The organism is uncultured Sulfitobacter sp. (genome assembly GCF_947500075.1).
Taxonomy (GTDB): domain Bacteria; phylum Pseudomonadota; class Alphaproteobacteria; order Rhodobacterales; family Rhodobacteraceae; genus Sulfitobacter.
Genome location: NZ_CANMQS010000004.1, coordinates 111279 through 132988, shown reverse-complemented (window position 1 = coordinate 132988; position 21710 = coordinate 111279). Strand labels below are relative to the sequence as shown.

Annotated in this window: 23 protein-coding genes; 10 read left to right on the top strand and 13 right to left on the bottom strand. The window is 61.3% G+C overall.

All coding sequences use genetic code 11. From position 1 onward, the window contains the following. Positions 1-38: 38 nt before the first annotated feature. The 7 genes from Q1A91_RS13500 to lpdA all read left to right on the top strand — a co-directional run bounded on the left by Q1A91_RS13500 (position 39) and on the right by lpdA (position 7481). Positions 39-617 carry a hypothetical protein gene (locus Q1A91_RS13500; RefSeq protein ID WP_299878180.1) on the top strand — a complete coding sequence of 193 codons (579 nt, stop codon included), beginning with the start codon at positions 39-41 and terminating at the stop codon, positions 615-617. A gap of 10 nt (positions 618-627) precedes the next feature. Next, positions 628-3588, top strand: coding sequence for a 2-oxoglutarate dehydrogenase E1 component (locus Q1A91_RS13495; protein WP_299878177.1), 2961 nt, complete (start codon positions 628-630; stop codon positions 3586-3588). Next, positions 3588-5102: a 2-oxoglutarate dehydrogenase complex dihydrolipoyllysine-residue succinyltransferase gene (gene odhB, locus Q1A91_RS13490; protein ID WP_299879440.1), complete on the top strand. Its 1515-nt coding sequence runs from the start codon at positions 3588-3590 to the stop codon at positions 5100-5102. Before Q1A91_RS13495 ends, odhB begins: the two co-directional genes overlap by 1 nt. Positions 5103-5122: 20 nt before the next feature. Continuing rightward, a complete protein-coding gene (locus tag Q1A91_RS13485; protein ID WP_299878175.1) occupies positions 5123-5392 on the top strand; it encodes a BrnT family toxin in 270 nt (89 codons plus the stop codon). Further along, positions 5389-5595, top strand: a complete 207-nt coding sequence (locus Q1A91_RS13480; protein ID WP_299878172.1) for a hypothetical protein — start codon at positions 5389-5391, stop codon at positions 5593-5595. The genes Q1A91_RS13485 and Q1A91_RS13480 overlap by 4 nt, the downstream gene beginning before the upstream one ends. Continuing rightward, positions 5592-5987, top strand: a complete 396-nt coding sequence (locus Q1A91_RS13475; protein ID WP_299878169.1) for an MAPEG family protein — start codon at positions 5592-5594, stop codon at positions 5985-5987. The genes Q1A91_RS13480 and Q1A91_RS13475 overlap by 4 nt, the downstream gene beginning before the upstream one ends. A 105-nt stretch (positions 5988-6092) precedes the next feature. Continuing rightward, positions 6093-7481: a dihydrolipoyl dehydrogenase gene (gene lpdA, locus Q1A91_RS13470; RefSeq protein WP_299878166.1), complete on the top strand. Its 1389-nt coding sequence runs from the start codon at positions 6093-6095 to the stop codon at positions 7479-7481. 14 nt (positions 7482-7495) lie between these two features. Here lpdA and Q1A91_RS13465 read toward each other — a convergent pair whose 3' ends face one another. After that, positions 7496-8074 (bottom strand): TetR/AcrR family transcriptional regulator, encoded by a 579-nt coding sequence (locus tag Q1A91_RS13465; protein WP_299878163.1) that lies wholly within the window; start codon positions 8072-8074, stop codon positions 7496-7498. A 101-nt stretch (positions 8075-8175) separates the two neighbouring features. On the opposite strand from Q1A91_RS13465, the gene Q1A91_RS13460 reads away from it, so the two are divergent. Then, positions 8176-8769: an NAD(P)H-dependent oxidoreductase gene (locus Q1A91_RS13460; RefSeq protein WP_299878160.1), complete on the top strand. Its 594-nt coding sequence runs from the start codon at positions 8176-8178 to the stop codon at positions 8767-8769. A gap of 6 nt (positions 8770-8775) precedes the next feature. Here Q1A91_RS13460 and Q1A91_RS13455 read toward each other — a convergent pair whose 3' ends face one another. Genes Q1A91_RS13455 through Q1A91_RS13440 form a run of 4 tightly spaced genes read right to left on the bottom strand, consistent with a single transcriptional unit; the run spans position 8776 to position 11684 of the window. Next, the gene (locus Q1A91_RS13455) at positions 8776-9381 is read right to left on the bottom strand and encodes a pyridoxamine 5'-phosphate oxidase family protein (RefSeq protein ID WP_299878156.1); all 606 of its coding nucleotides are present in this window, start codon (positions 9379-9381) and stop codon (positions 8776-8778) included. Further along, positions 9368-10096: a 1-acyl-sn-glycerol-3-phosphate acyltransferase gene (locus Q1A91_RS13450; RefSeq protein ID WP_299878153.1), complete on the bottom strand. Its 729-nt coding sequence runs from the start codon at positions 10094-10096 to the stop codon at positions 9368-9370. The genes Q1A91_RS13455 and Q1A91_RS13450 overlap by 14 nt, the downstream gene beginning before the upstream one ends. Next, positions 10096-11010, bottom strand: coding sequence for an FtsX-like permease family protein (locus tag Q1A91_RS13445; RefSeq protein ID WP_299878150.1), 915 nt, complete (start codon positions 11008-11010; stop codon positions 10096-10098). The genes Q1A91_RS13450 and Q1A91_RS13445 overlap by 1 nt, the downstream gene beginning before the upstream one ends. Then, positions 11007-11684, bottom strand: coding sequence for a cell division ATP-binding protein FtsE (locus tag Q1A91_RS13440; protein WP_299878146.1), 678 nt, complete (start codon positions 11682-11684; stop codon positions 11007-11009). Before Q1A91_RS13440 ends, Q1A91_RS13445 begins: the two co-directional genes overlap by 4 nt. 164 nt (positions 11685-11848) lie before the next feature. Here Q1A91_RS13440 and Q1A91_RS13435 point away from each other — a divergent pair, with 164 nt between their 5' ends. Next, entirely contained in the window at positions 11849-12724 is an 876-nt protein-coding gene (locus Q1A91_RS13435) for a zinc-ribbon domain-containing protein (protein WP_299878144.1), read from the top strand. A 27-nt stretch (positions 12725-12751) separates the two neighbouring features. Here the strand turns inward: Q1A91_RS13435 and Q1A91_RS13430 are convergent, their stop codons facing one another. The 6 genes from Q1A91_RS13430 to argH all read right to left on the bottom strand — a co-directional run bounded on the left by Q1A91_RS13430 (position 12752) and on the right by argH (position 18793). Further along, the gene (locus Q1A91_RS13430; RefSeq protein ID WP_299878141.1) at positions 12752-15379 is read right to left on the bottom strand and encodes a TIGR02302 family protein; all 2628 of its coding nucleotides are present in this window, start codon (positions 15377-15379) and stop codon (positions 12752-12754) included. Between the two features lie 63 nt (positions 15380-15442). Further along, complete coding sequence (gene lysA / locus Q1A91_RS13425) at positions 15443-16708, bottom strand: diaminopimelate decarboxylase (protein ID WP_299878138.1); 1266 nt, start codon at positions 16706-16708, stop codon at positions 15443-15445. Positions 16709-16741: 33 nt separating this feature from the next. Beyond that, positions 16742-17059 carry a DUF2834 domain-containing protein gene (locus tag Q1A91_RS13420; RefSeq protein ID WP_299878133.1) on the bottom strand — a complete coding sequence of 106 codons (318 nt, stop codon included), beginning with the start codon at positions 17057-17059 and terminating at the stop codon, positions 16742-16744. 2 nt (positions 17060-17061) lie between these two features. Then, positions 17062-17229 (bottom strand): hypothetical protein, encoded by a 168-nt coding sequence (locus tag Q1A91_RS13415; protein WP_299878130.1) that lies wholly within the window; start codon positions 17227-17229, stop codon positions 17062-17064. Then, on the bottom strand, positions 17226-17405 hold the full coding sequence (locus tag Q1A91_RS13410) for a hypothetical protein (protein ID WP_299878127.1): 180 nt from the start codon (positions 17403-17405) through the stop codon (positions 17226-17228). Before Q1A91_RS13410 ends, Q1A91_RS13415 begins: the two co-directional genes overlap by 4 nt. Beyond that, positions 17402-18793: an argininosuccinate lyase gene (argH, locus tag Q1A91_RS13405; RefSeq protein ID WP_299878124.1), complete on the bottom strand. Its 1392-nt coding sequence runs from the start codon at positions 18791-18793 to the stop codon at positions 17402-17404. Before argH ends, Q1A91_RS13410 begins: the two co-directional genes overlap by 4 nt. A gap of 22 nt (positions 18794-18815) precedes the next feature. Here argH and Q1A91_RS13400 point away from each other — a divergent pair, with 22 nt between their 5' ends. Further along, entirely contained in the window at positions 18816-19385 is a 570-nt protein-coding gene (locus Q1A91_RS13400) for a TlpA disulfide reductase family protein (RefSeq protein WP_299878121.1), read from the top strand. Positions 19386-19420: 35 nt separating this feature from the next. Here the strand turns inward: Q1A91_RS13400 and Q1A91_RS13395 are convergent, their stop codons facing one another. Together Q1A91_RS13395 and Q1A91_RS13390 are read right to left on the bottom strand one after the other, a co-directional pair. Continuing rightward, positions 19421-19819 (bottom strand): hypothetical protein, encoded by a 399-nt coding sequence (locus Q1A91_RS13395; protein WP_299878118.1) that lies wholly within the window; start codon positions 19817-19819, stop codon positions 19421-19423. Positions 19820-20365: 546 nt separating this feature from the next. After that, on the bottom strand, positions 20366-21436 hold the full coding sequence (locus Q1A91_RS13390) for a Hint domain-containing protein (RefSeq protein WP_299878115.1): 1071 nt from the start codon (positions 21434-21436) through the stop codon (positions 20366-20368). Between the last annotated feature and the right edge of the window lie 274 nt (positions 21437-21710).

The window sequence follows — 21710 nt, the reverse complement described above, 5'->3', positions numbered from 1 at the left end:
GGCGTTGCCACCGGCCAAGACGCCACTTCTTAGTCCTGTTGCTTGCTGTTTGGGTCGCTGCAAGCGGATCAGCCGCCATCGCAAACGACGAGATCACTGCTGCGGCCATGGCCGCAATAGACAGCTGCCTCACCGGCGAAGGAACGCTGAATTCGTTGCCTTTGTATGAAGGTTGGGTGCCAATCCCACGCAAAGGACCACTCACAAGCCGCTTCTCTGCTTTAGAGACCGAAGGAACTGACATTGGCAATCAGCATGCTGTCAAACGCGACGCTCGGGAATTTGAAAACAGAACACTTTTCCTGACGCGAAAATTGATGATTTACGAGGAAAATGGCGACGCAGTTTCCTTTGCCGGGTCCGACGCCCCCGGCGAAGTCCGGCTTTGCTTTCTGACCTTCACCTATGCCTCCCCTTTTGAACAAATCGTAGAAAAATATGCGGACCAGTTTCCCAAACGGAGAGACGAGAATGAAACGAACATCTATTTCTACGATAATCATGGATCGGTGTCGTGGCCCACATCTGTTTCTGTCACGATGATGCCCGACAGGTCTTCGAGGCCCATTTCGGGCGCGATGCTCCAGGTTTCCACCTCAGTGCCTCTGAAAAAATGAGATTTAGCAAATGACCGAACAACCCGCCAACGACCACTTCCACGCCTCTTCCTTCATGGAAGGCGACAACGCCGAGTACCTCGAACAGATGTACGCGCGGTATGCCTCTGACCCCTCCTCGGTCGACGAAGCATGGCACGTCTTCTTCAAAGCCTTGGGCGATGAACGCAAAGAGGTTGAAGCCGAAGCCGCAGGCCCCTCATGGGCGCGCCGCGATTGGCCCCCTGCCCCGGCAGGCGATGTGATGGGCGCGCTCACGGGCATCTGGCCGGAACCGGCAGAAGGCGAAGCGGCGGGCCAGAAAATCCAAGCCAAGGCGGCGGAAAAAGGCGTCTCGCTCAGCGACGATCAGGTCAAACAGGCGGTGCTGGATTCCATCCGCGCGCTGATGCTGATCCGCGCTTACCGCATCCGGGGCCATCTGGCAGCAGACCTCGACCCGCTGAACATGCGCGAGCAGACCGCCCATCCAGAACTTGATCCCAAGGCCTATGGCTTCACCGATGCGGACATGGACCGGCCAATCTTCATCGACAACGTGCTGGGACTTGAGATCGCGACGATGAAACAGATCGTCGATATCGTGAAAGCCACCTATTGCGGCACTTTCGCGCTGCAATACATGCACATCTCCGATCCTGAACAGGCCGGCTGGCTGAAGGAACGCATCGAAGGCTACGGTAAGGAAATCGCCTTCACCAAGAACGGGCGCAAGGCGATCCTGTCCAAGCTGGTTGAGGCGGAGGGGTTCGAGAAGTTCCTGCACGTCAAATACATGGGCACCAAGCGGTTCGGCCTTGATGGCGGCGAAAGCCTGGTCCCCGCGATGGAGCAGATCATCAAGCGCGGCGGCGCGCTGGGGGTCAAGGACATCGTGATCGGCATGCCCCACCGTGGCCGCCTGAGCGTGCTGGCCAATGTGATGGCCAAACCCTATCGCGCGATCTTCAACGAATTTCAGGGCGGCAGCTTCAAACCCGAAGATGTCGACGGCTCTGGCGATGTGAAATACCACCTTGGTGCCTCCTCGGATCGGGAGTTTGACGGCAATTCAGTGCACCTCAGCCTCACGGCAAACCCCTCGCACCTTGAGGCGGTGAACCCTGTGGTGCTGGGCAAGGCGCGCGCCAAGCAGGACCAGAACGGCGATGACGACCGCACGACGGTCATGCCGATCCTGCTGCACGGCGATGCGGCCTTTGCCGGTCAGGGTGTGGTGGCTGAGTGTTTCGCCCTGTCCGGACTGCGCGGGCACAAGACAGGCGGGACGATGCACATCGTGGTGAACAACCAGATCGGGTTCACAACCGCACCACACTTCTCCCGCTCCTCCCCCTATCCCACCGACAACGCGCTGGTGGTCGAGGCGCCGATTTTCCACGTGAACGGGGACGATCCGGAGGCAGTCGTGCACGCCGCCCGCGTCGCCACGGAATTCCGCCAGAAGTTCCACAAGGACGTGGTGATCGACCTCATTTGCTACCGTCGGTTTGGCCACAACGAAGGCGATGAGCCGATGTTCACCAACCCGATGATGTACAAGAAGATCAAGGGCCACAAGACCACCCTCAGCCTCTATTCCGAACGTCTAGTGAAAGACGGTCTGGTGCCGGAAGGCGAGATTGAGGACATGAAAGCCGACTTCCAGAAATTCATGAATGATGAGTTTGAAGCCGGCAAAGACTACCGCCCCAACAAGGCGGATTGGCTCGATGGCAAATGGTCCCACCTCGACAAACGCGGAGAGAAGTACCAGCGCGGCAAGACAGCGATTGCCAAGGCAACCTTTGACGAAGTGGGCCGTGCGCTGGTCAAGGCGCCCGATGACTTCCCACTGCACAAAACCGTGGCCCGCCTGCTGGAAACCAAAGCCAAGATGTTTGAAACCGGCGAGGGCTTTGACTGGGCCACGGCGGAGGCACTGGCCTTTGGGTCCCTGCTCACCGAAGGCTACAAGGTGCGTCTGGCCGGTCAGGACAGCACCCGCGGCACGTTCAGCCAACGCCACTCCGGCCTGATCAATCAGGAAACGGAAGAACGCTATTACCCGCTCAACAACATCAAAGAGGGTCAGGCGCAGTACGAAGTCATCGACTCGATGCTGTCAGAATATGCGGTGCTGGGGTTCGAGTATGGCTACTCGCTGGCCGAACCCAACGCGCTGACCCTGTGGGAGGCGCAATTTGGCGATTTCGCCAATGGCGCGCAGATCATGTTCGATCAGTTCATCTCAAGTGGTGAATCGAAATGGCTGCGCATGTCCGGTCTCGTCTGCCTGATGCCCCATGGATACGAAGGGCAAGGCCCCGAACACTCCTCCGCGCGACTGGAGCGTTTCCTGACCATGTGCGGCGGCGACAACTGGATCGTGGCCAATTGCACCACGCCCGCCAACTACTTCCACCTGCTGCGCCGTCAGCTGCACCGCAGCTACCGCAAGCCGCTGATGCTGATGACCCCCAAGTCGCTGCTGCGCCACAAGCTGGCCGTCAGCAAGGCAGAGGAATTCACCACCGGCTCCAGCTTCCACCGGATCGTCTGGGACGACGCGCAATACGGCAATTCCGAAACCAAACTGGTGGCAGATAGCAAGATCAAGCGCGTGGTGATGTGCTCGGGCAAGGTCTACTACGACCTGCTGGAAGAACGCGATGCGCGCGGCATTGATGACGTCTATCTGCTCCGGTTTGAGCAGTTCTACCCCTTCCCCGCGCAATCCGCCGTGAAGGAGCTGGAGCGGTTCAAGAACGCCGAAATGGTCTGGTGCCAGGAAGAGCCGAAGAACCAGGGCGCCTGGACCTTTATGGAGCCCAACATCGAATGGGTGCTGGGCCGCATCAAAGCCAAGCACAAACGCCCGATCTATGCCGGCCGCGTCACCGCCGCCTCACCCGCGACCGGTCTGGCAAGCCAACACAAAGCACAACAAGCAGCCCTCGTTGACGATGCGCTGACCCTCGAAGGAAAATAATCATGACTGAAGTACGTGTGCCAACCCTTGGCGAATCCGTGACCGAAGCCACCGTCGCCACATGGTTCAAGAAACCCGGCGATGCTGTTGCCGTCGATGAAATGCTGTGTGAACTGGAAACGGACAAAGTGACCGTCGAAGTACCCAGCCCCGTCGCAGGCACCCTGAGCGAGATTGTCGCCGCCGAAGGCGACACCGTTGGCGTGGATGCCCTTCTGGCCAACATCACCGAAGGCGCAGGTGCCGCTGCTGCCCCCGCCGCTGCCGCCGCCCCTGCTCAAGCCGCCGCGCCTGCCGCTGGCGGTGCCAACGTCGATGTGATGGTCCCCACTCTTGGGGAATCCGTGACCGAAGCGACCGTGGCCACCTGGTTCAAGAAAGTCGGCGATGCTGTCGCGCAGGATGAGATGCTATGTGAGCTGGAAACCGACAAGGTCAGCGTCGAAGTCCCCAGCCCTGCCGCAGGCACATTGAGCGAAATCCTCGCCGCCGAAGGCAGCACCGTGGAGGCCAGCGCCAAACTCGCCGTTATCGCCTCAGGCTCTGGTGCCGCTGCCGCAGCCCCCGCTGCTGCACCCGCGCCCGCCGCTGCTGCCCCCGCCTCTGGTGGCAAAGACGTCGAAGACGCGCCTGCCGCCAAGAAAGCCATGGCCGAAGCGGGTCTTTCCGGCGATCAGGTCACCGGTTCCGGCCGTGATGGCCGCGTGATGAAAGAAGACGTCGCACGCGCCATTGCCGCAGGCGCCACTGCTGCGCCCGCCACACCCGCAGCTGCTGCCGCGCCCCCCCGCGCCCCCTCTGCCGCCGACGATGCTTCCCGCGAAGAGCGCGTCCGCATGACGCGCCTGAAGCAAACCATGGCCCGCCGCCTCAAGGAAGCGCAGAACACCGCCGCGATCCTCACTACTTTCAACGAGGTCGACATGACCGAGGTGATGGCGATCCGGAATGCCTACAAGGCTGATTTTGAAAAGAAACACGGCGTGCGCATGGGCTTCATGTCCTTCTTCACCAAGGCCTGCTGCCATGCTTTGAAGGAAATCCCCGAGGTCAACGCAGAGATCGACGGCACGGATGTGATCTACAAGAACTACGTGCACATGGGCGTCGCCGCAGGCACGCCCACGGGCCTCGTCGTGCCCGTGATCCGCGACGTGGACAGCATGTCCTTTTCGGAGATCGAAAAAGGCATCAACGTGATGGGCCGCAAAGCCCGTGACGGCAAACTGACCATGGCCGACATGACCGGTGGCACCTTCACCATCTCCAACGGCGGCGTCTACGGCTCCCTGATGACCGCCCCGATCCTGAACCCACCGCAGTCGGGCATCCTCGGCATGGCGAAAATCCAGGACCGCCCGATGGCGATTGGCGGCGAGGTTGTCATCCGCCCGATGATGTACATCTCGCTCAGCTATGACCACCGGATCATCGACGGCAAAGGGGCGGTGACCTTCCTTGTGCGGGTGAAAGAGATGCTGGAAGATCCGCGGCGGTTGTTGATGGATTTGTAGACAGGACCGTCAAAGCCTCGATGCAAGACACCCCACCACCCCCATATGACTGGGATTCGGAAAAGGCACGCCAGAACCTTGAGAAGCATGGTGTTGCCTTTTCCATAGTCACACAATTTGACTGGGCTGGCGCAATCGAGGCCGAAGACACGCGATACGACTACGGTGAGACACGAATGCAGGCTCTTGGAAAAATCGGCGACCGGTATCATGTTCTGGTATATGCTATCCGTGCGGATACGATCCGTATCATCTCCCTGCGCAAAGCGAACAAGAGAGAAACACCATGAAAGCCCGCCAAAAGCCACCTGCCGCTTTCGACGAAAACCCGCCCCTCGACGCGGATTTCTTCGCGCGTGCCAAACCCGCCGCACCGGGCGAAGTCGCGCGGCTCAAAGCCGCGCTCGAACGGATCATCGCAGCCCATGACGATGGCCGGCCGCTCGACAATGCCATCGCCAACGCCAAGACAACGCTGCACGCCGCCGAATGACCCCCGAACTCACCGCCCTCACCCTCGCCGCCCTCCTGCAAGTCGTGCAATTCGCGGCCTATGCGATCCCTGCCAACCGCGACCTTGGCATGGGCTACACCATGTCCGCCCGCGACCGGGAACCCTCGCGCGAGATGTCCGAAACCACCGCCCGCCTGGGCCGCGCCTTTGCCAACCATTTCGAAAGCCTGGCCCTCTTCACCATCGCCGTGCTGGTCATCCAACTGTCAGGCCAAAACACGCCTTTCACCGCCGCTTGCGCCTGGACCTACCTTGCCGCGCGCGTCGCATACGTCCCCGCATATGCCCTTGGCCTGAAACCCTGGCGCTCCCTCATCTGGTTCGCCGGTTTCGGCTCCATCACCCTGATGCTGATCGCCGCCCTCACCTGAACCCTTCCAAATGGTCCCAAAAACCCGGGGGACGGCGCTTGCGCCGGGGGGCTGGCCCCCCTACCCTCATCTGCAACACGAAATACCGCCCAAGGAGTCTCCCCCATGTCCAGCTATGATGTCATCGTGATCGGCTCCGGCCCCGGCGGCTATGTCTGCGCCATTCGCTGCGCACAACTGGGCCTCAAGGTGGCCTGTGTTGAAGGCCGCGACACGCTGGGCGGCACATGCCTGAACGTGGGCTGCATCCCCTCCAAGGCGCTGCTGCACGCGTCCCACATGCTGCACGAGGCCGAACACAACTTTGCCGAAATGGGCCTCAAGGGCAAATCGCCTTCCGTCGACTGGCCGCAGATGCAGAAATACAAAACCTCTACCATCGACACCAACACCAAGGGCATCGAATTTCTGTTCAAAAAGAACAAGATCGACTGGCTCAAGGGCTGGGGCTCCATCCCGGAAGCCGGCAAGGTCAAAGTGGGCGATGAGCTGCATGAAGCGAAGAGCATCATCATCGCTTCCGGGTCAGAGCCTTCCAGCCTGCCGGGTGTGGAGGTGGATGAAAAAACCGTCGTGACCTCAACCGGCGCGCTGGAGTTGGGCAAGGTGCCGCGCTCCATGGCCGTCATCGGTGCGGGCGTGATTGGGCTGGAACTCGGCAGCGTCTACGCGCGGCTGGGGGCCGAAGTGACCGTGATCGAATACCTCGACGCCATCACGCCCGGCATGGACCCCGAGGTGCAAAAGGTCTTCCAGCGGACGCTCAAGAAACAGGGTCTGAAGTTCGTCATGGGTGCCGCCGTTCAGGGCACGGAGGCGATGAAAACCAAAGCCAAGGTGACCTACAAACTGCGCAAGGACGACAGCGAACATGTGCTTGATGCGGATGTTGTCCTCGTGGCCACAGGGCGCAAACCCTATACCGATGGGCTTGGTCTGGACACCTTGGGCATTGAGATGACCAAGCGCGGCCAGATCGCCGTCAACGCCCATTGGGAGACAAACGTCAAAGGCATCTACGCCATCGGCGACGTGATCGAAGGCCCGATGCTGGCCCACAAGGCCGAAGACGAAGGCATGGCCGCGGCGGAGGTGATCGCGGGCAAACATGGCCACGTGAACTATGGCGTGATCCCCGGCGTGATTTACACCCATCCCGAGGTCGCCAACGTGGGCGAAACCGAAGCGACGCTCAAGGAAGCGGGACGCGCCTACAAGGTTGGCAAATTCTCCTTCATGGGCAATGCACGGGCCAAAGCCAATTTCGCGGGCGACGGCTTTGTGAAAATCCTTGCCGACAAGGAAACGGACCGCATTCTGGGAGCCCATATCATCGGCCCTGCGGCAGGTGATCTGATCCATGAGGTCTGCGTCGCGATGGAATTCGGCGCCTCCGCGCAGGATCTGGCGATGACCTGCCACGCGCATCCGACCTATTCCGAAGCCGTACGGGAAGCCGCATTGGCCTGCGGGGATGGTCCTATTCACATGTAGGGTGGCTCCGCCCCCTATGACACCGGGGCGAGCCAGGCTTTCAGGTAGCGGGCAAACCGCTTATCAAAGCGCTGCGTCTGATGCAATGCGCAGAATTGCAGCGCCATGGCCTGCACCGCAAAGGCCTGCACACCCTCAGCCAGCAGATCAGCGCTGACGTCCTTGCGGTAATCGCCCAAGGGCATCCAGCCAGTGACCAGCTCAATGTACCGTCCGAACGTCATCGCAATGGGCCCGATCTCTGCCACCGCAGCAGCACCTGAGTATCGCAAGATCAGGTCGAAGACATAGCGCTCACAGGTCACGAAACTGTGCAACGGGTGCAGCCGTGAGATGATCTGCTCCACGTCCGTAGGCCCCGCCCCTGCGGCGGCCTGATCCAGAAGCGCATCCATCTCAGCCCCGATGAGGATCTCCATCAGGGCATCCTTGTCCCGGAAATGCGCAAAGAAGGTGCCCTTTGCCACACCTGCGCCCGCCACCACGTCTTCGACCCGCAGCGCCTCATACCCGGCTTCCTGAATGCATGCCTTTGCCTGTGCAATCAGCTTGGCGCGGGTTTCCAGCGTGCGCTTTTGTTTTGGCTTGATCATGGGGCGTTTTCTCCAATTAATTGACCGTGGTCAAATTTTATATTGACCACGGTCACTTTACCTATCAATAAATGACCATAGTCAATTTAAGGAGAATCAACATGACTGCCAAGAAGATCTTTGTCCTCAACGGTCACCCCGGTGCCACCAGCCTGTCGCGGGCCTTTGCCGAACGGTATGAAACTGCTGCCACACGTGCAGGCCATGATGTCCGCGTTACCCATCTGTCTGACCTCGACTTCGATGACGACTTCGGCCAGGGCACCTACACGGATTTCAAACCGCTCGAACCTGCCCTTCAGAAGCTGATGGCGGATATCGCGTGGAGCGATCATCTGGTGCTGACAACACCGATGTGGTGGGGCGGGTTGCCTGCCCGGCTGAAAGGGTTGATCGACCGCGCTTTTGTGCCGGGTCTGGCCTTTGATCCCAGAACCCCCAAGCTGGGCGGCATGCCCTCACCGATGCTCACGGGGCGTTCCGCGCGGGTGATCCTGACGTCAGATACACCGGGCTGGATCATGCGGCTGTTGTATCGGCGGGCGCTGATCTGGCAGATGCGCGGCCAGATCCTCGGCTTTGTCGGTTTCAAACCGACGCGGTTTACCTATTTTGCCGGTGCAAGCCATCCCAAAGCCGGGCTTGTGGACCGCTGGATCAAAAAGGTCGAAAGGATCGGCGCTGCGGCCGCGTGAGCGCTGCTACCACATCGTCTTGGCGGCCCGAGGTCCCCAGTCCTGATCATAGGCCGCGCCGCCTTCCTCACCGCTGGTCATTTCGGCAAGGATCTCACCCACCGTGGGCAAAGCACCGCTTTCATCCACGCCCGCCCATGTGCCTGCGCGCATCAAGGCGCGGGCGCATTGGGTGTAGATCTCCGCAATCTCGATCACGATCACCGTTGCGGGCTGGCGGCCCTTCTTTTCAAACCGGGCGCGCAGATCCGCGTCATCGGTCAGGAATGCGGTGCCATTCACCCGCACCACCGTGTTAGATCCCGGCACCATGAACATCAGCGACACCCGCCCGTCCGCCACAATGTTCCGCAGGCTGTCCAGCCGGTTGTTGCCCCGCCAATCCGGCATCGCCAGCCTCGATGGGTCCAGTTCCAGCACCACAGGGCCATCGTCACCACGCGGGCTGCCATCGGTGCCCGCAGGTCCAACGGTACTGAGCACGCAAAGCTTGGACGCCATGATCCAGTCCCGATAGAGCGGTGTCAGCTGCCGCGCGACCTTGCGCAGCGCAGGCGCACCGGGCACGCCATAGAGCGCTTCCAGTGCCGGGATGTCGCTAATCCGACGCATGGCCGGCCTTCGCTTCCGCCAAAAGGGCGTCAGAAGCGGCTTCAACCCGCTCTTCCAACAGGGCCATGAAGGGCTCACGGGTCATGCCCGCCGGGATCGGCTCCAGAAACTCAACCACCGCAACCCCCGGCCTGCGATACAATCCCCGGCGGGGCCAGAAGTAGCCTGCATTGGTCGCCACCGGCACGCAGGTCTGATCCAGCTGTTCATAAAGGACAGCGGTGCCCACCTTATAGGGGGCCTTTACGCCCGGTGCGACGCGGGTGCCTTGGGAATAGATGATCAACTGTCCCGGCTCCATCTGACCGGCCTTGACGTCTTCGACCATCTTGGCAATCGCCTTGCCGCGTTTGCCCCGGTCCACTGAGATCATCTGCATGCGTTTGGCATATTGGCCAATCACCGGCGTCCACAGGATTTCCCGTTTCATGATGAACTTGGCCAAAGGCAGCGCGTGAAAAATCAACATGATGTCCAGAAAAGACTGGTGCTTCGCCGCGATCAGCACCGCGCCCTCCGGCGGCGTGCCGCGCACTTCGCAGCGCAGCCCGATGATCCAGCCTGCGGTCCACACGCACCAGGCGGAATAGGCGTGACACGCGCCATAGGCGCCGCGTTTGGAGAACATCGCCCAGGGCGCGTAGATCAGGCCGATCACCGGCATGGCCACCGTCGCCTGAACAATGAAGAGGATCGAACGTATCCACTGGAGCATCAGGTCAACCCTCGCAAAGTGCGCCGGGCAGCGGCGCGGGTGGCCGCAAAAGCCACGCCAGCGGCCAGCAGCGGGATCACAATCGGCAGCAGCCAATGGGCACCCTGAAAGCCAAGCCCGGTCAGGAAACCGCCCACATCCGAAGCGCTTGGCAGCAGGGCAACCGCCAGCACGCCCAACAGCGTGCCCACCGCCGCACCCGCCAGCGTGCGCAGGGTAAAGCGGCGGATAAAGGCCTGAGCGATGTAGTCATCCTGCGCGCCCACCAGACGCAGCACCGCAATCACCTGCGCATTGGCCGCAAGGGCCGCACTGGCCGCAAGCGTGACCATTGCGGCCACCGCCGCGCCAATCAGCACAATCGACAGCCACCCCAGCAGGCGCAGCCGGTCTGCCGCCTGCACCAAAGGCGCGCGCCAGCGGCCATGATCATCCAACACCGCACCGGGCACCTCCGCCGACAGGCGCAGCCGCAGGCCGACAGGGTCAATGCCATCGCCTTCCTCAATCACTTCGATCAGACGCGGCACCGGCAGCGTGTCCAGCGCCAGATCCGGTCCGAACCAGGGCGCCAGCAGGGCCTGTTGTTCTTCATCGGTCAGTGCGCGCGCCGTGGCCACGCCTGCGGTGGTCTCCAAAATGCGCAACGCGGCCTCCGTCTGGGCCTGCCGCTGGTCCAGCGGGGCGACAATCCGGATCGTGGCCGACTGCGCCAACTCGTCCCCCCAACGCTCCGCCAGCCTGCCGGCCGCCAGTGACAGCGCCAGCGCAAAGACCGCCAGAAAGGCCATCGCACCCGCCACAAAGACCGTCAGCTGCGCGGTAAAGCCCGATGGCGGCACAACGCGGTCCGCCTGCCGGTCTCCCGCAACCAGGGCGCGCAGATGTTGCAGGATGCCGCCACCCAGCTTCACAGGTCCGCCCCCGCCAATTGAATGCGCCGATTGGCGATGCGCAGCACGCGGGCCTGCACATGGGCCTTGGTGGCGCGAATGAGGCTCAGGTCATGGGTGGCGATCAGCACGGTCTTGCCCATCTTGTTGAGCTCAATCAGCAGCCGCAGCAAGCGTTGGGACATCTCCCAGTCAATGTTCCCCGTCGGCTCATCCGCCAGCACCACATCAGGTGACATGATCACCGCGCGGGCCACCGCGGCGCGCTGCCGTTCGCCGCCGGACAATTCAGGCGGCATCGCGTCAGCACGGTTGGTCAATCCGACCCAGGACAACAGCTCCCCCAGATCATTGCCCGCCGCATCATCCTGTCGGCCTGACACCATCAGGGGCAATGACACGTTGTCCGAGACGCTCAGATGATCCAGAAACTGCACGTCCTGATGCACAACCCCGACCCGCCGCCGGACCGCTGCGATGTCATCCCGGTCCAACCCGCGCACATCCGCATCAAACAGCCGCACATAGCCCGCCGTGGGCAGCAACGCGCCATAACATAGCTTGAGAAGTGTCGTCTTTCCCGCGCCCGACGGGCCGGTCAAAAAGTGAAACGAGCCCGGTGCCAGTTTCAGCGAAATATCCGACAGTAATTCGCCCCCGCCGTAGCTGTAGGCCACATTTTCCAGCTCGATCACGGAACCACCCTGTTTTCTTGGGACTGTTGTGCCTCAGCACCGCTGAGGATTCAATCCGTCACTTGGCCACTCTGAGCGGCATTATCGCTTTTCTAGTCGAATTCTTAACCATATGCTGCTGTTCAAAACCAATATGTGGCCATGATCGAACAACGGAACACAACATGCGGCTGACCTGCCCCAATTGCGACGCCCAGTACGAAGTCCCCGATGAGGTGGTTCCGACGTCCGGCCGGGACGTCCAGTGCTCCAATTGCGGACAGACGTGGTTCCAGCATCATCCCGATTACATGCCCGACGAAGATCCCGAAACGCTGGAGGAATTGGGCACAACAGAGGACATCCCCGACGAGGATGAGGAGGTCGCCCCGCCACCGCCCCCCACCCCGCCGGGGGGGCCGGAACCCGCGCGGCGGCAGTTGGACCCCGCCGTTGCGGACATCCTGCGGCAAGAGGCCGAGGCGGAGCATGAAGCCCGCAGAAAGCGCCAGCAAGCGGATCAGGATCCATTGGAAAGCCAGCCTGACCTTGGGTTGCAGCAGGCGGAAGACCCTCCCGGCGAAGACCTGTCGGATGCAGATCTGCAAACCGCCGAACCTTCAGATGATGCCGACACCCGCACCGTTCAGGCCCGCAGCCGGATGGCCCGCATGCGTGGTGAACCGGTGACCGAAGCGGCCATGGGTGCCGTGGGCGCAACCTCCCGCCGTGAATTGCTCCCCGATATCGAAGAAATCAATTCGACCCTGCGCAGTGACGATCACGGGCATGGCGGCGCAACAGCCGACGAAAGCTATGAAGAAACCACTCCACCGAAACGCAGAGGGTTTCGCATGGGCTTTTTGCTGATTGTCCTGCTGTTCGTGCTGATGGCGCTCATCTATGTCTTTGCACCGCAGCTGGCGGAAGCCGTGCCGCAACTTGATCCCTTCCTGACAAGCTTTGTCACCTGGGTCGACGGGTTGCGCGGGTGGCTCGATGTGCAGGTGCAATCCATGGCCAGCTGGCTTGACGACAAGGCGGCGCAGTCCTCCAACTGAAACGCTGCTGCTGCGCCTGATCCCGGCTCAGAACCGCTCCAACAACCGGTTGAGGTAGTCGCGTTCCAACTCCGGCCGCTCGGTTTCGCCTGAGCGGCGACGGATCTCATCCAGCAACCGCCGTGCGCGTTCGGACCCACCCGGTCCTTGCGCCAGCGGTGCGTCGGTGCTGTTTGCGCCATTGCCGCCCTGTTCCCGGCCCAGAGGGTCGCGGTTGTCTGCGCGGCGATCGGATTCTGCTGTGCCCTGTCCGGGCTGGCGGTTCTGTTCCTGCTGGGCCATCGCATCGCCCAAGGCCCGCATGCCCTCGCGCAGGGCTTCCATCGCCTGGCTCTGGTTGTCGATGGCATCTGCCAGATTGTCGTTGCGCAACGCCTCTTCTGCGTCATCCATGGCGCGGCCAGCCCGGTCCAGCGCGTCCCGCGCGGCGTCGCCTTCCGGCGTGCCCTGCCCCGGCAGGTTCTGCTGCTGGCGGCGCAACTCATTGCGCAGCGCTTCCTGACGTTGGGCCAGTCCCTCTTCGCCCTGTTCCCCGCCTTCGGGCGTGGTCTGCTGGCCGTTTTGACCCTGCCGCTGCTGGCCCGGCTGCTGACCGCTGCCCTGACCCTGCCCTTGCTGGCCTTCATGGCTTTGGCCCCGGCCCTGACCGCCGTTGCGGCCCTCGTTGCCTTCGGATTCACCCGCTTGCGCGCCGGGATTGAACTGCTCCTGAAGATCACGGAAGGCCTGATCGCTGAGACCTTGCTGCTGACGCAAGGTGTCCGCCAGCCCCTCCATCGCCTGCTCTCCGGGCGATTGCCCGCCCTGACCCTGCTGACCTTCGGTGATGCGCATGTTCTCCATCATCTCCTGGAGTTCCTTGAGCGCCTGTTCGGCTTCGGCCATGCGGCCCTGCTCCATCAGCTCCTGAATGTGATCCATCATGCGTTGCAGGTCATCCTGCGTCATCTGCATGCTTTCGCCCTGCTGCTGTTGCTGGCCCTGCTGGTCGCCGTTCTGCTCCCGCTCCTGCGCCTGCTGGCGCTGAAGTTGCTGCATGTATTCCTCGGTTGCGCGGCGCAGCTCGTCCATCAGCTCCGCGATTTCCTCATCGCTGGCGCCGTTCTTCATCGCCTCCTGCAACCGCTCCTGCGCGCGGCGCATCCGTTCCAGCGCATCGGCCAGCACACCTTCTTCCAGCTCGATCGCCAGATCCCACAGATCATCGGCCAGTTCTTCCTGAATGTCATCGCTGAGGCCGTAATTGGCGTGCAGTTCCAGCCGTTTGATCACCCCCTTGAGACGCAACGCCGTCGTCTGGGAGCGGAACGCATCTTCGGGTTTGTAACTGACCGCACGCAATACCTGTGCGATGCGCGGCGTATTGGCCTTGGACCACAGCAAATCGCGGCGCATCTCGATCACCGCCGCCGCCGCAGGCGCAAAAAAGCGCCGTCCCGGCAGGACCAGTGCACTGGGGTCGGTCTGGCCTGCCTGTTCGGCGGCATCCAGCACGCTCAGGCTGATCTGCACCGGCAGGTTCGCCCAAGGGTGTTTCGAGAAATCCTCGATCATGTTTTCTTCAAACGATGCGCGGTCCCCTGAGATCGGCATCGGCAGGGGCACAACGATATCTTCCCGCGGATCAGGGTCGATGGTCAGCCCGTAGCGCCGCGTGACCGCATCAAGGTCAAGCGCAATGCGCGCCTCCCCCGCTTCCACGCCATAGTCGTCACTGGCAGAGAACGGCAGGCGCATCTCGCCCAAGGCGGCCACGTCCGGCGCGCCCAAAAGCTCCACTTCCGGCGCGATGTCCGGGCGCAGGGTCACATCCCAGCTGCGCCCACCAGGTCCCGAAATCGCAAAACTGCCGTCTTGCAACACCGTGAAATCCTGTGCGGGGTCAGATGCCGCAGGCAAGTCGCCCGTGCGCCCCGAGACGGTTTCGGCCAGCGTCAGCGCCCCGACGTCGCCGTAGAACCGCAAGGTGATCAGCGTCCCTTCGGGCAATTCCAGCGCACCTTCGGCCAGATCGTTCAGATAAAGTGTGGGCAACCCGGTATAGCGCGGGGGCTCCGCCCAGCCTTCCCAGACCGGCCCCGCCGCTTGTGCAGTGCCGCCGGGCACCATGTCCGTGACCGATCCCACCCGCCAGATAGAGCCGAACAGCAATGCCATGGCAAAAGCCAGCACCGCCACATAGCGTAGTGCAAAAGGATCACGTTTGGACACCCGCAAATCGCCCGGCACCGCGCGCGCCATTGCTGCGCGTTCCGCCATCCGCGCCTTGTGGGCCCGCCAGACCGCGACAGAGGCGTCGTCACTGTCACCAATCGCCTGATCGTCCAGCATTGCCTGAATGGGCCGTCCCGGCAGGCTGGCATCCAGCCGCGCCATCGCCTCCCCCCTGGTGGGCAGTCGGAATTGACGCAGGGCATAGACCAATGCGGCCACCCCTCCCAACGCGGCCAGCACGACACCGGCCCAGACCAGTTCGATCATCACAACGTCCTGCATGCCCAGCATCAGGGCAGCCAGAACCAGCAAACAGATGCTCATCAGCGGCCAAAGCGTCTGGACCAGACGCTCCACCAGCATCCCCGCCCAGGTCAGACGCAACGGCCAGCGCAATCGGCTGAGCGCATGGCGCAGGTCATTTGGCGTGAATGAGGTCATGCGTTTGCCCTTTTCAAGCGGCTTATCCAGACGACCCCGCACGCCCGGATCAGGGCTGCGCGGTCAAAACCATGGGGGAATGGTATCGCGGTTTATCATTTCGTCAAAGGTCGGACGTGCGCGAATAACCGCAAATTGATCTTCATGCACCAGAACTTCGGGGATCAGCGGGCGTGAGTTATACTCGCTCGCCATCACCGCACCATAGGCGCCCGCGGACCGGAAGGCCGCCAGATCACCGGATTTCATCGGCGGCATCAGGCGTTGCTTGGCAAAGGTATCCCCGGATTCGCAGACCGGCCCGACGATGTCGATCGGCTGCGGCTCTACCCCCGGTGCAGGTTCTATGACCGGGATGATATCGTGGTGCGCCTCATACATAGCGGGCCGGATAAGGTCATTCATTGCCCCGTCAATAATCAGAAAATCCCGGCCCTCGCCGGATTTGACGTAGATCACTTCGCTGACCATCAGGCCTGCATTCCCCGCGATCAGACGCCCCGGCTCAATCTCGATCTCGCACCCCAGATGGCCCAACTCCTCACGCACCACCAGCCCGTAGTCAGACGGCAGCGGCGGGTCGGCATTGCTCCGCTCATAGGGGATGCCAAGGCCGCCCCCAAGGTCCAGCCGCATGATGCCATGCCCATCCGCGCGCAGCTGTTCGGTGAGTTCCGCCACTTTGCGGTAGGCCAGCCGGTAGGGCTCAAGATCGGTCAACTGGCTGCCGATGTGCACGTCGATGCCGATGACTTCCAGCCCCGGCATGGTGGCCGCCATCGCATAGACCTCCCGCGCGCGGGAAATCGGGATGCCGAACTTGTTCTCTGACTTGCCCGTTGCGATCTTGGCGTGTGTCTTGGCATCCACATCCGGGTTCACCCGCACGGTGATCGGCGCGCGCAGACCCAGCGCCTGTGCTTCGGCGTCCAGCACCGCCATTTCCGGCTCGCTTTCCACATTGAACTGCCGGATGCCGCCTTCCAGCGCCAGCCGGATCTCTTCGCGGGTCTTGCCTACGCCGGAAAAGACAATCCGGTCGCCCGGCACACCAGCCGCCCGCGCGCGGCGGTATTCCCCGCCCGAAACCACATCCATTCCCGCGCCCGCCTGCGCCAGCGTCCGCAGCACCGCCTGATTGGAATTGGCCTTCATCGCATAGCAGACCAGATGGTCCATGCCCGCCAGCGCTTCATCAAACAGCCGGAAATGCCGGAGCAGCGTCGCTGTGGAATAAACGTAGAACGGCGTGCCCACGGCTGCCGCAATCTCGGAAATAGCGACATCCTCGGCATACAGCGCGCCGTCGCGATAAAGGAAATGGTCCATACTCTTTTTGGCCTTAAATATCCCAGCGCCAGACTACCGACCTGGCGCTGACCTCAGAAAGAGGTACAGCGGCAAGCCACAAGACACCCCGATGCAAAACGTCGCAGGAATGGCGATCAAACCGATCCAGTTCCGGCGCCTGGCCACCTCTGCGATGATCCAGACAGTCAGCGTAACGGCGGCAATGGTCAGATCCCAGACCAAACCACTGCCTGCCGCATTCACATGCCACGCGTCAACCATCGCCATGATGTCATAGCCGTTCTCATTGAACCAACGGATGAAGTAATACATCGGATGGATCGCGCCCCAGATCGCAAGGGCGAGGAAGATCAGGCGCAGCGGGGACATGCCTAGAGGTTGCTCACAACACCAACCCGGATATCGCCGTGAATGCTCACGCCGGGGTCAGACCCAACTTTGCCATGGCGCAGATGAACCCGCTCATCCTGATCCGGCGGCGGTCCGCCACAGGCGCCAAGCGCGATGAGCAAACCTGCGAAGAGTACCAGTTTTTTCACAATCCAACTCCTAGACCAAAGGTGACAGGCCCACGGCGCACCGCCACGTTCGTTTGCCCATCAATGCCGTGGTTGGACAGCGTGATCGTGCTGTTCATGGTGGGCTGTGTAGGCTCCCCATCCGCACCGCAGGCGACAAGGGCGGTCAGCGCCATCAGCGCGACAAGCGTTTTCATCCCAAAATCTCCTTCCAGCGTGCGATCTGGCGGCGCACCTGTTCCGGTGCGGTACCTCCATATGACATACGTGAGTTTACCGAGTTTTCCACACCCAGCACACCAAATACATCCGCCGTAATCCCGCTATGCACCTGCTGCATATCTGCGAGCGTCAGATCCGGCAGGTCACAGCCCGCCTTCTCCGCCATGCCCACAAGGCTGCCCGTGATGTGATGCGCATCGCGGAACGGCAGACCCAGCACCCGCACCAGCCAATCGGCAAGGTCCGTGGCCGTCGAAAAACCGCTCCCCGCCGCAGCGGCAAGGCTTTCGCGGTTGGCATTCATGTCCCGCACCATGCCCTCCATCGCCGCCAACGCCAGCATCAGGTTGTCAGCGGCGTCAAAGACCTGTTCCTTGTCTTCCTGCATGTCCTTGGAATAGGTCAGCGGCAGCCCCTTCATCACCATCATCAACGCTGTCTGCGCGCCAAAGATGCGCCCGACCTTCGCCCGGATCAGTTCCGCCGCATCCGGGTTCTTCTTCTGCGGCATGATGCTGGAACCTGTAGAGAACCGATCCGACAGCACCACAAACCGGAACTGCGCCGACGACCAGATCACCAACTCCTCCGCAAAACGGCTCAGGTGCATGGCGCAAATGCTGGCGCAGGACAGGAACTCCAACGCAAAATCCCGGTCGCTCACCGCATCCAGAGAATTCGCCGTCGGCCGGTCAAATCCCAGCGCCTTCGCGGTCATCTCCCGATCAATCGGGAAAGATGTGCCCGCCAGCGCCGCCGCCCCCAGGGGGCTTTCGTTCATCCGCACCCGCGCATCCCGCACGCGGCTCAGGTCCCGCCCGAACATCTCCACATAGGCCATCATGTGATGCCCCCATGTGACGGGCTGCGCCGTCTGCAAATGGGTGAACCCCGGCATGACCCAATCGGCCCCGGCCTCCGCCTGCCTGATGAGCGCCTTGATCAACGCCAGCAAGCCGCTGTCAAACGCATCCAGCTGATCGCGCACCCAGAGTTTGAAATCCGTCGCCACCTGATCATTGCGGCTCCGCGCGGTGTGCAAACGCCCCGCAGGCTCCCCGATCAAATCCTTCAGCCGCGCCTCCACGTTCATGTGGATGTCTTCGAGCGCGGTCGAGAAGGCAAAATCGCCCCCTTCAATCTCTGACAAGATCGTGAGCAAGCCTTCCCTCATCGCATCCGCATCGCTACCCTCAACGATGCCCGTGGCCGCAAGCATGGCGGCATGGGCGCGTGAACCTGCAATGTCTTGTGCAGCCATACGCTTGTCGAACCCGATGGAGGCATTAATTGCCTCCATGATCGCATCGGGTCCGGCGGCGAACCGGCCGCCCCACATCTTGTTTGCGTCTTTGTCGCTCATCGTGCTGCCTTCGGAGGAAAGAATGAAAAAACTGCTGCTGGCCTTCGTGTATACGGCCCTTCTCGTGGGTGCAAACCCTGCCTTTGCCGGGGGCGCGGACATCCTCAGCCTACGGACAGGCGACATGAAAAAACTGGTGGTGCATGACACACCCGTGGCCACGTCCAACGCAGCTTTTGATCTGGCCGATGGCGCAGGCAAAGGCACGCTGGAAGACTACCGCGGCCAATGGGTGCTGCTGAACTTCTGGGCCACATGGTGCGCGCCCTGCCGCAAGGAAATGCCTGAGCTGAACGCCCTGCAAAAAGAGCTGGGCGGCGATGACTTTCAGGTCGTGACCATCGCATCAGGCCGCAATTCCCCCGAAGGCATCAAGAAGTTCTTCGCCGAAGCAGGCGTCGACAGCCTGCCCCGCCATCAGGACCCCAAACAGACCCTGGCCAGCCAGATGGGGGTCTTTGGCCTGCCGATTACGGTGATTATTGATCCCGAAGGTCAGGAGATCGCGCGGATGCGGGGGGACGCCAATTGGCACAGCGAGAGTGCTGTGGCGATTATTAAGGCGTTGATTGGGAGTGCGGGGGAGAGTTGAGGGGGCTACTCAACTCCGTGATACCACTTCGCTTGCTAATTGACACGGCCACAGCGGCCCTCACCAAACACCCGAGAGTAATACTCCCGTGAGACCCCTGAGAGGCTGGCGCTCAAAGTATCGAGCCGGATGCTGAGCTTATAATCGACAATACCGCCTGTGATGGCCGTCTCCGATCCCTTATACGACAGTCCTGTCAACTTCCAACGCACAGAGATTTTCTGGGGGCTCGCCGTGGTAATCGTTGCGTAGATCGGCTCTGGGAACAATTGCCTTGTGAATACATCCTGTACCTGCACAGTGTTTCGCGATCTATCGACAATCACATCAATCACTTCTGGCACCGGTCCTCGATTTGAACGCTGCGTCAGCGTGCACTCAAACCGCTCTTGAGCGGCCAGTACGGCGGTGGTCCAGCCCGAATAGGAAAGCATGGCAACGGCACTGAAAAGGTACAATTTCTTTCGCATCAAACACTCGCTCAAATAGGGTTAACTTCAGGTTTTACGACGTAAAGCATTGCAAAGCGGCAAAAATACGGCGATCTACCATTGGGAGATTCAGGGACCCCCAAAACAACCTTACAATAGTATGCTCAAGATCTCTACCCCAGGAGTGCATTCTGCGGTATCGGCAATGTCTTAAAGTGCCGGTCCTTAAACTGAGCCTAGATCAGAGCACGCCCAGCAATTGTGAACCTGATCACAAATAGTGACTACCGGTAGCAACCCGGCAATCCAATTTCGGCCGACAGTCGTCTGAGCACGTCATTTTGACTAGAGACTTCCCAAAGCCAGAAACCCTGTGAACTTGACCAACAACAGTACTGGCTATCCGTTCCCGCGCAGCCGCGACAACCGAGCTGAAGCAAACTCTGACAAGACGTGCTATGAAATCGCACCCGTTTTGACCGCTACTGTTGTAGCGGCCACATTAATGCACGGCGGGGTGTGAGGCTCGCCTGGGAGACCCCCCCCCCCTCAAGCCGCATGCTGCAAAATCGCCGCCTCTGACGTCGACAGGTTCCGCCGCGCATAGCTCCCGTAGGTATGCGGATCATAGGCCACCTCCGGATGCGCCGCCAAAAGCTGCGCGCGGTCCGCATCGTCCAGCGCACTCAAAGACGCCGACGCCGGGTGGAAGCTCTCCGTCTCCATCCCATTGGCCCACAGCACCTGATGGTGATCCAGCAGCAAGTGCACATAGGTCACCTCCCGCATCTTCAGATCCACCGTGATCGAAGTCCCGTTGATCATATCCTTCGCCGCCACCAAAACCTCCGGCGTGTTGAACAGGTCCTGCGCGGCAGCCCCCTTGAACAACATCCGGTGGTCGGGAGAGACAACCAGATCGTGATCCGGCATGTCCTCACACATCGCGCCCGCCTGAATGCGCACGGGGCGCAAATGCGGCATCGCAAACAGCCGCGCGCCGGTCATCCGTCTGCTGCCGACCCAACGGATCGGCTGCACGCCGTTGTCCTTGGTCTGCACCAGATCGCCTTCGCGCAGATCCTCGATCAGCGACAACCCATGCGGCGTGCGCACCCGTGTGCCGGGGGTGAAACAAATCACGCTCGCCTGACCCGATGCCATGTCATCCTTCGGCGCCACGCCCAGCGTGTGATGCACCACCCAAAGGTCGGTGTTGCGCGGCGGAATGGCATCAAGGAACATCAGCAAAGGCTGGCTGCCACCGCCGACTTCGATCAGCGTCACGGTATAGCTTTTGCTGCCATCGGTGACGACAAAACTGTTGTCCATCAAAGGGATATCACCAGACGCCTTGCGCAGGAACGGCCGCGGCCTGTCCCCTTCCAGGGCGGCGCCGACCAAGCGGTGCACCATACGTGCTGCGCGTTTGCGAAGTTCTTCTGCACCGTCCGCCTGATCCAGCCGCAACACATCGCTCGGACCATCTACCCGGATGGCATCCCCCCGCCACGCCCATGCCGCCCCTATGGAAAGGTTCTGCACCGGTGCGGCATCAAGACCGTCGATTTCTGTTTGCGACCAGCTGATGACAAACGTGCCCTTAAAGCCCGTCTTCATAACTGTACCACTGCCTCAATCTTTTTTTATTACCCCGAAAGTAGCAAAACACCCCTATTGGGGGAAGCGCTTTATCGCTGGATTCCAATGTCTTGCAGGCGTCTCTTGACAGATGTGTCGCAACTTGAGGCGCGCAATCAACATGTAGGCAGGGAACAGGCTCGAACATCTACATGTTGATAAATTCCCGTATAGGTGCTGTTTCATTGATACCACACCCAACATCTCCGCCCCGCCCAGCTTCCGCCGCAATCGCACTCGCCCTGCACATACC

Excerpts from the sequence above, each read along its gene's own strand:
- lysA (WP_299878138.1), bottom strand. The coding sequence starts at position 16,708 with ATGGACCATTTCCTTTATCGCGACGGCGCGCTGTATGCCGAGGATGTC.
- Q1A91_RS13420 (WP_299878133.1), bottom strand. The coding sequence starts at position 17,059 with ATGTCCCCGCTGCGCCTGATCTTCCTCGCCCTTGCGATCTGGGGCGCG.
- Q1A91_RS13455 (WP_299878156.1), bottom strand. The coding sequence starts at position 9,381 with ATGCGTCGGATTAGCGACATCCCGGCACTGGAAGCGCTCTATGGCGTG.
- Q1A91_RS13400 (WP_299878121.1), top strand. The coding sequence starts at position 18,816 with ATGAAAAAACTGCTGCTGGCCTTCGTGTATACGGCCCTTCTCGTGGGT.
- Q1A91_RS13485 (WP_299878175.1), top strand. The coding sequence starts at position 5,123 with ATGCAAGACACCCCACCACCCCCATATGACTGGGATTCGGAAAAGGCA.
- argH (WP_299878124.1), bottom strand. The coding sequence starts at position 18,793 with ATGAGCGACAAAGACGCAAACAAGATGTGGGGCGGCCGGTTCGCCGCC.
- lpdA (WP_299878166.1), top strand. The coding sequence starts at position 6,093 with ATGTCCAGCTATGATGTCATCGTGATCGGCTCCGGCCCCGGCGGCTAT.
- Q1A91_RS13465 (WP_299878163.1), bottom strand. The coding sequence starts at position 8,074 with ATGATCAAGCCAAAACAAAAGCGCACGCTGGAAACCCGCGCCAAGCTG.
- Q1A91_RS13495 (WP_299878177.1), top strand. The coding sequence starts at position 628 with ATGACCGAACAACCCGCCAACGACCACTTCCACGCCTCTTCCTTCATG.
- Q1A91_RS13395 (WP_299878118.1), bottom strand. The coding sequence starts at position 19,819 with ATGCTTTCCTATTCGGGCTGGACCACCGCCGTACTGGCCGCTCAAGAG.
- Q1A91_RS13390 (WP_299878115.1), bottom strand. The coding sequence starts at position 21,436 with ATGAAGACGGGCTTTAAGGGCACGTTTGTCATCAGCTGGTCGCAAACA.
- Q1A91_RS13480 (WP_299878172.1), top strand. The coding sequence starts at position 5,389 with ATGAAAGCCCGCCAAAAGCCACCTGCCGCTTTCGACGAAAACCCGCCC.
- Q1A91_RS13410 (WP_299878127.1), bottom strand. The coding sequence starts at position 17,405 with ATGAAAACGCTTGTCGCGCTGATGGCGCTGACCGCCCTTGTCGCCTGC.
- Q1A91_RS13475 (WP_299878169.1), top strand. The coding sequence starts at position 5,592 with ATGACCCCCGAACTCACCGCCCTCACCCTCGCCGCCCTCCTGCAAGTC.
- Q1A91_RS13460 (WP_299878160.1), top strand. The coding sequence starts at position 8,176 with ATGACTGCCAAGAAGATCTTTGTCCTCAACGGTCACCCCGGTGCCACC.
- Q1A91_RS13435 (WP_299878144.1), top strand. The coding sequence starts at position 11,849 with ATGCGGCTGACCTGCCCCAATTGCGACGCCCAGTACGAAGTCCCCGAT.
- Q1A91_RS13450 (WP_299878153.1), bottom strand. The coding sequence starts at position 10,096 with ATGCTCCAGTGGATACGTTCGATCCTCTTCATTGTTCAGGCGACGGTG.
- Q1A91_RS13430 (WP_299878141.1), bottom strand. The coding sequence starts at position 15,379 with ATGACCTCATTCACGCCAAATGACCTGCGCCATGCGCTCAGCCGATTG.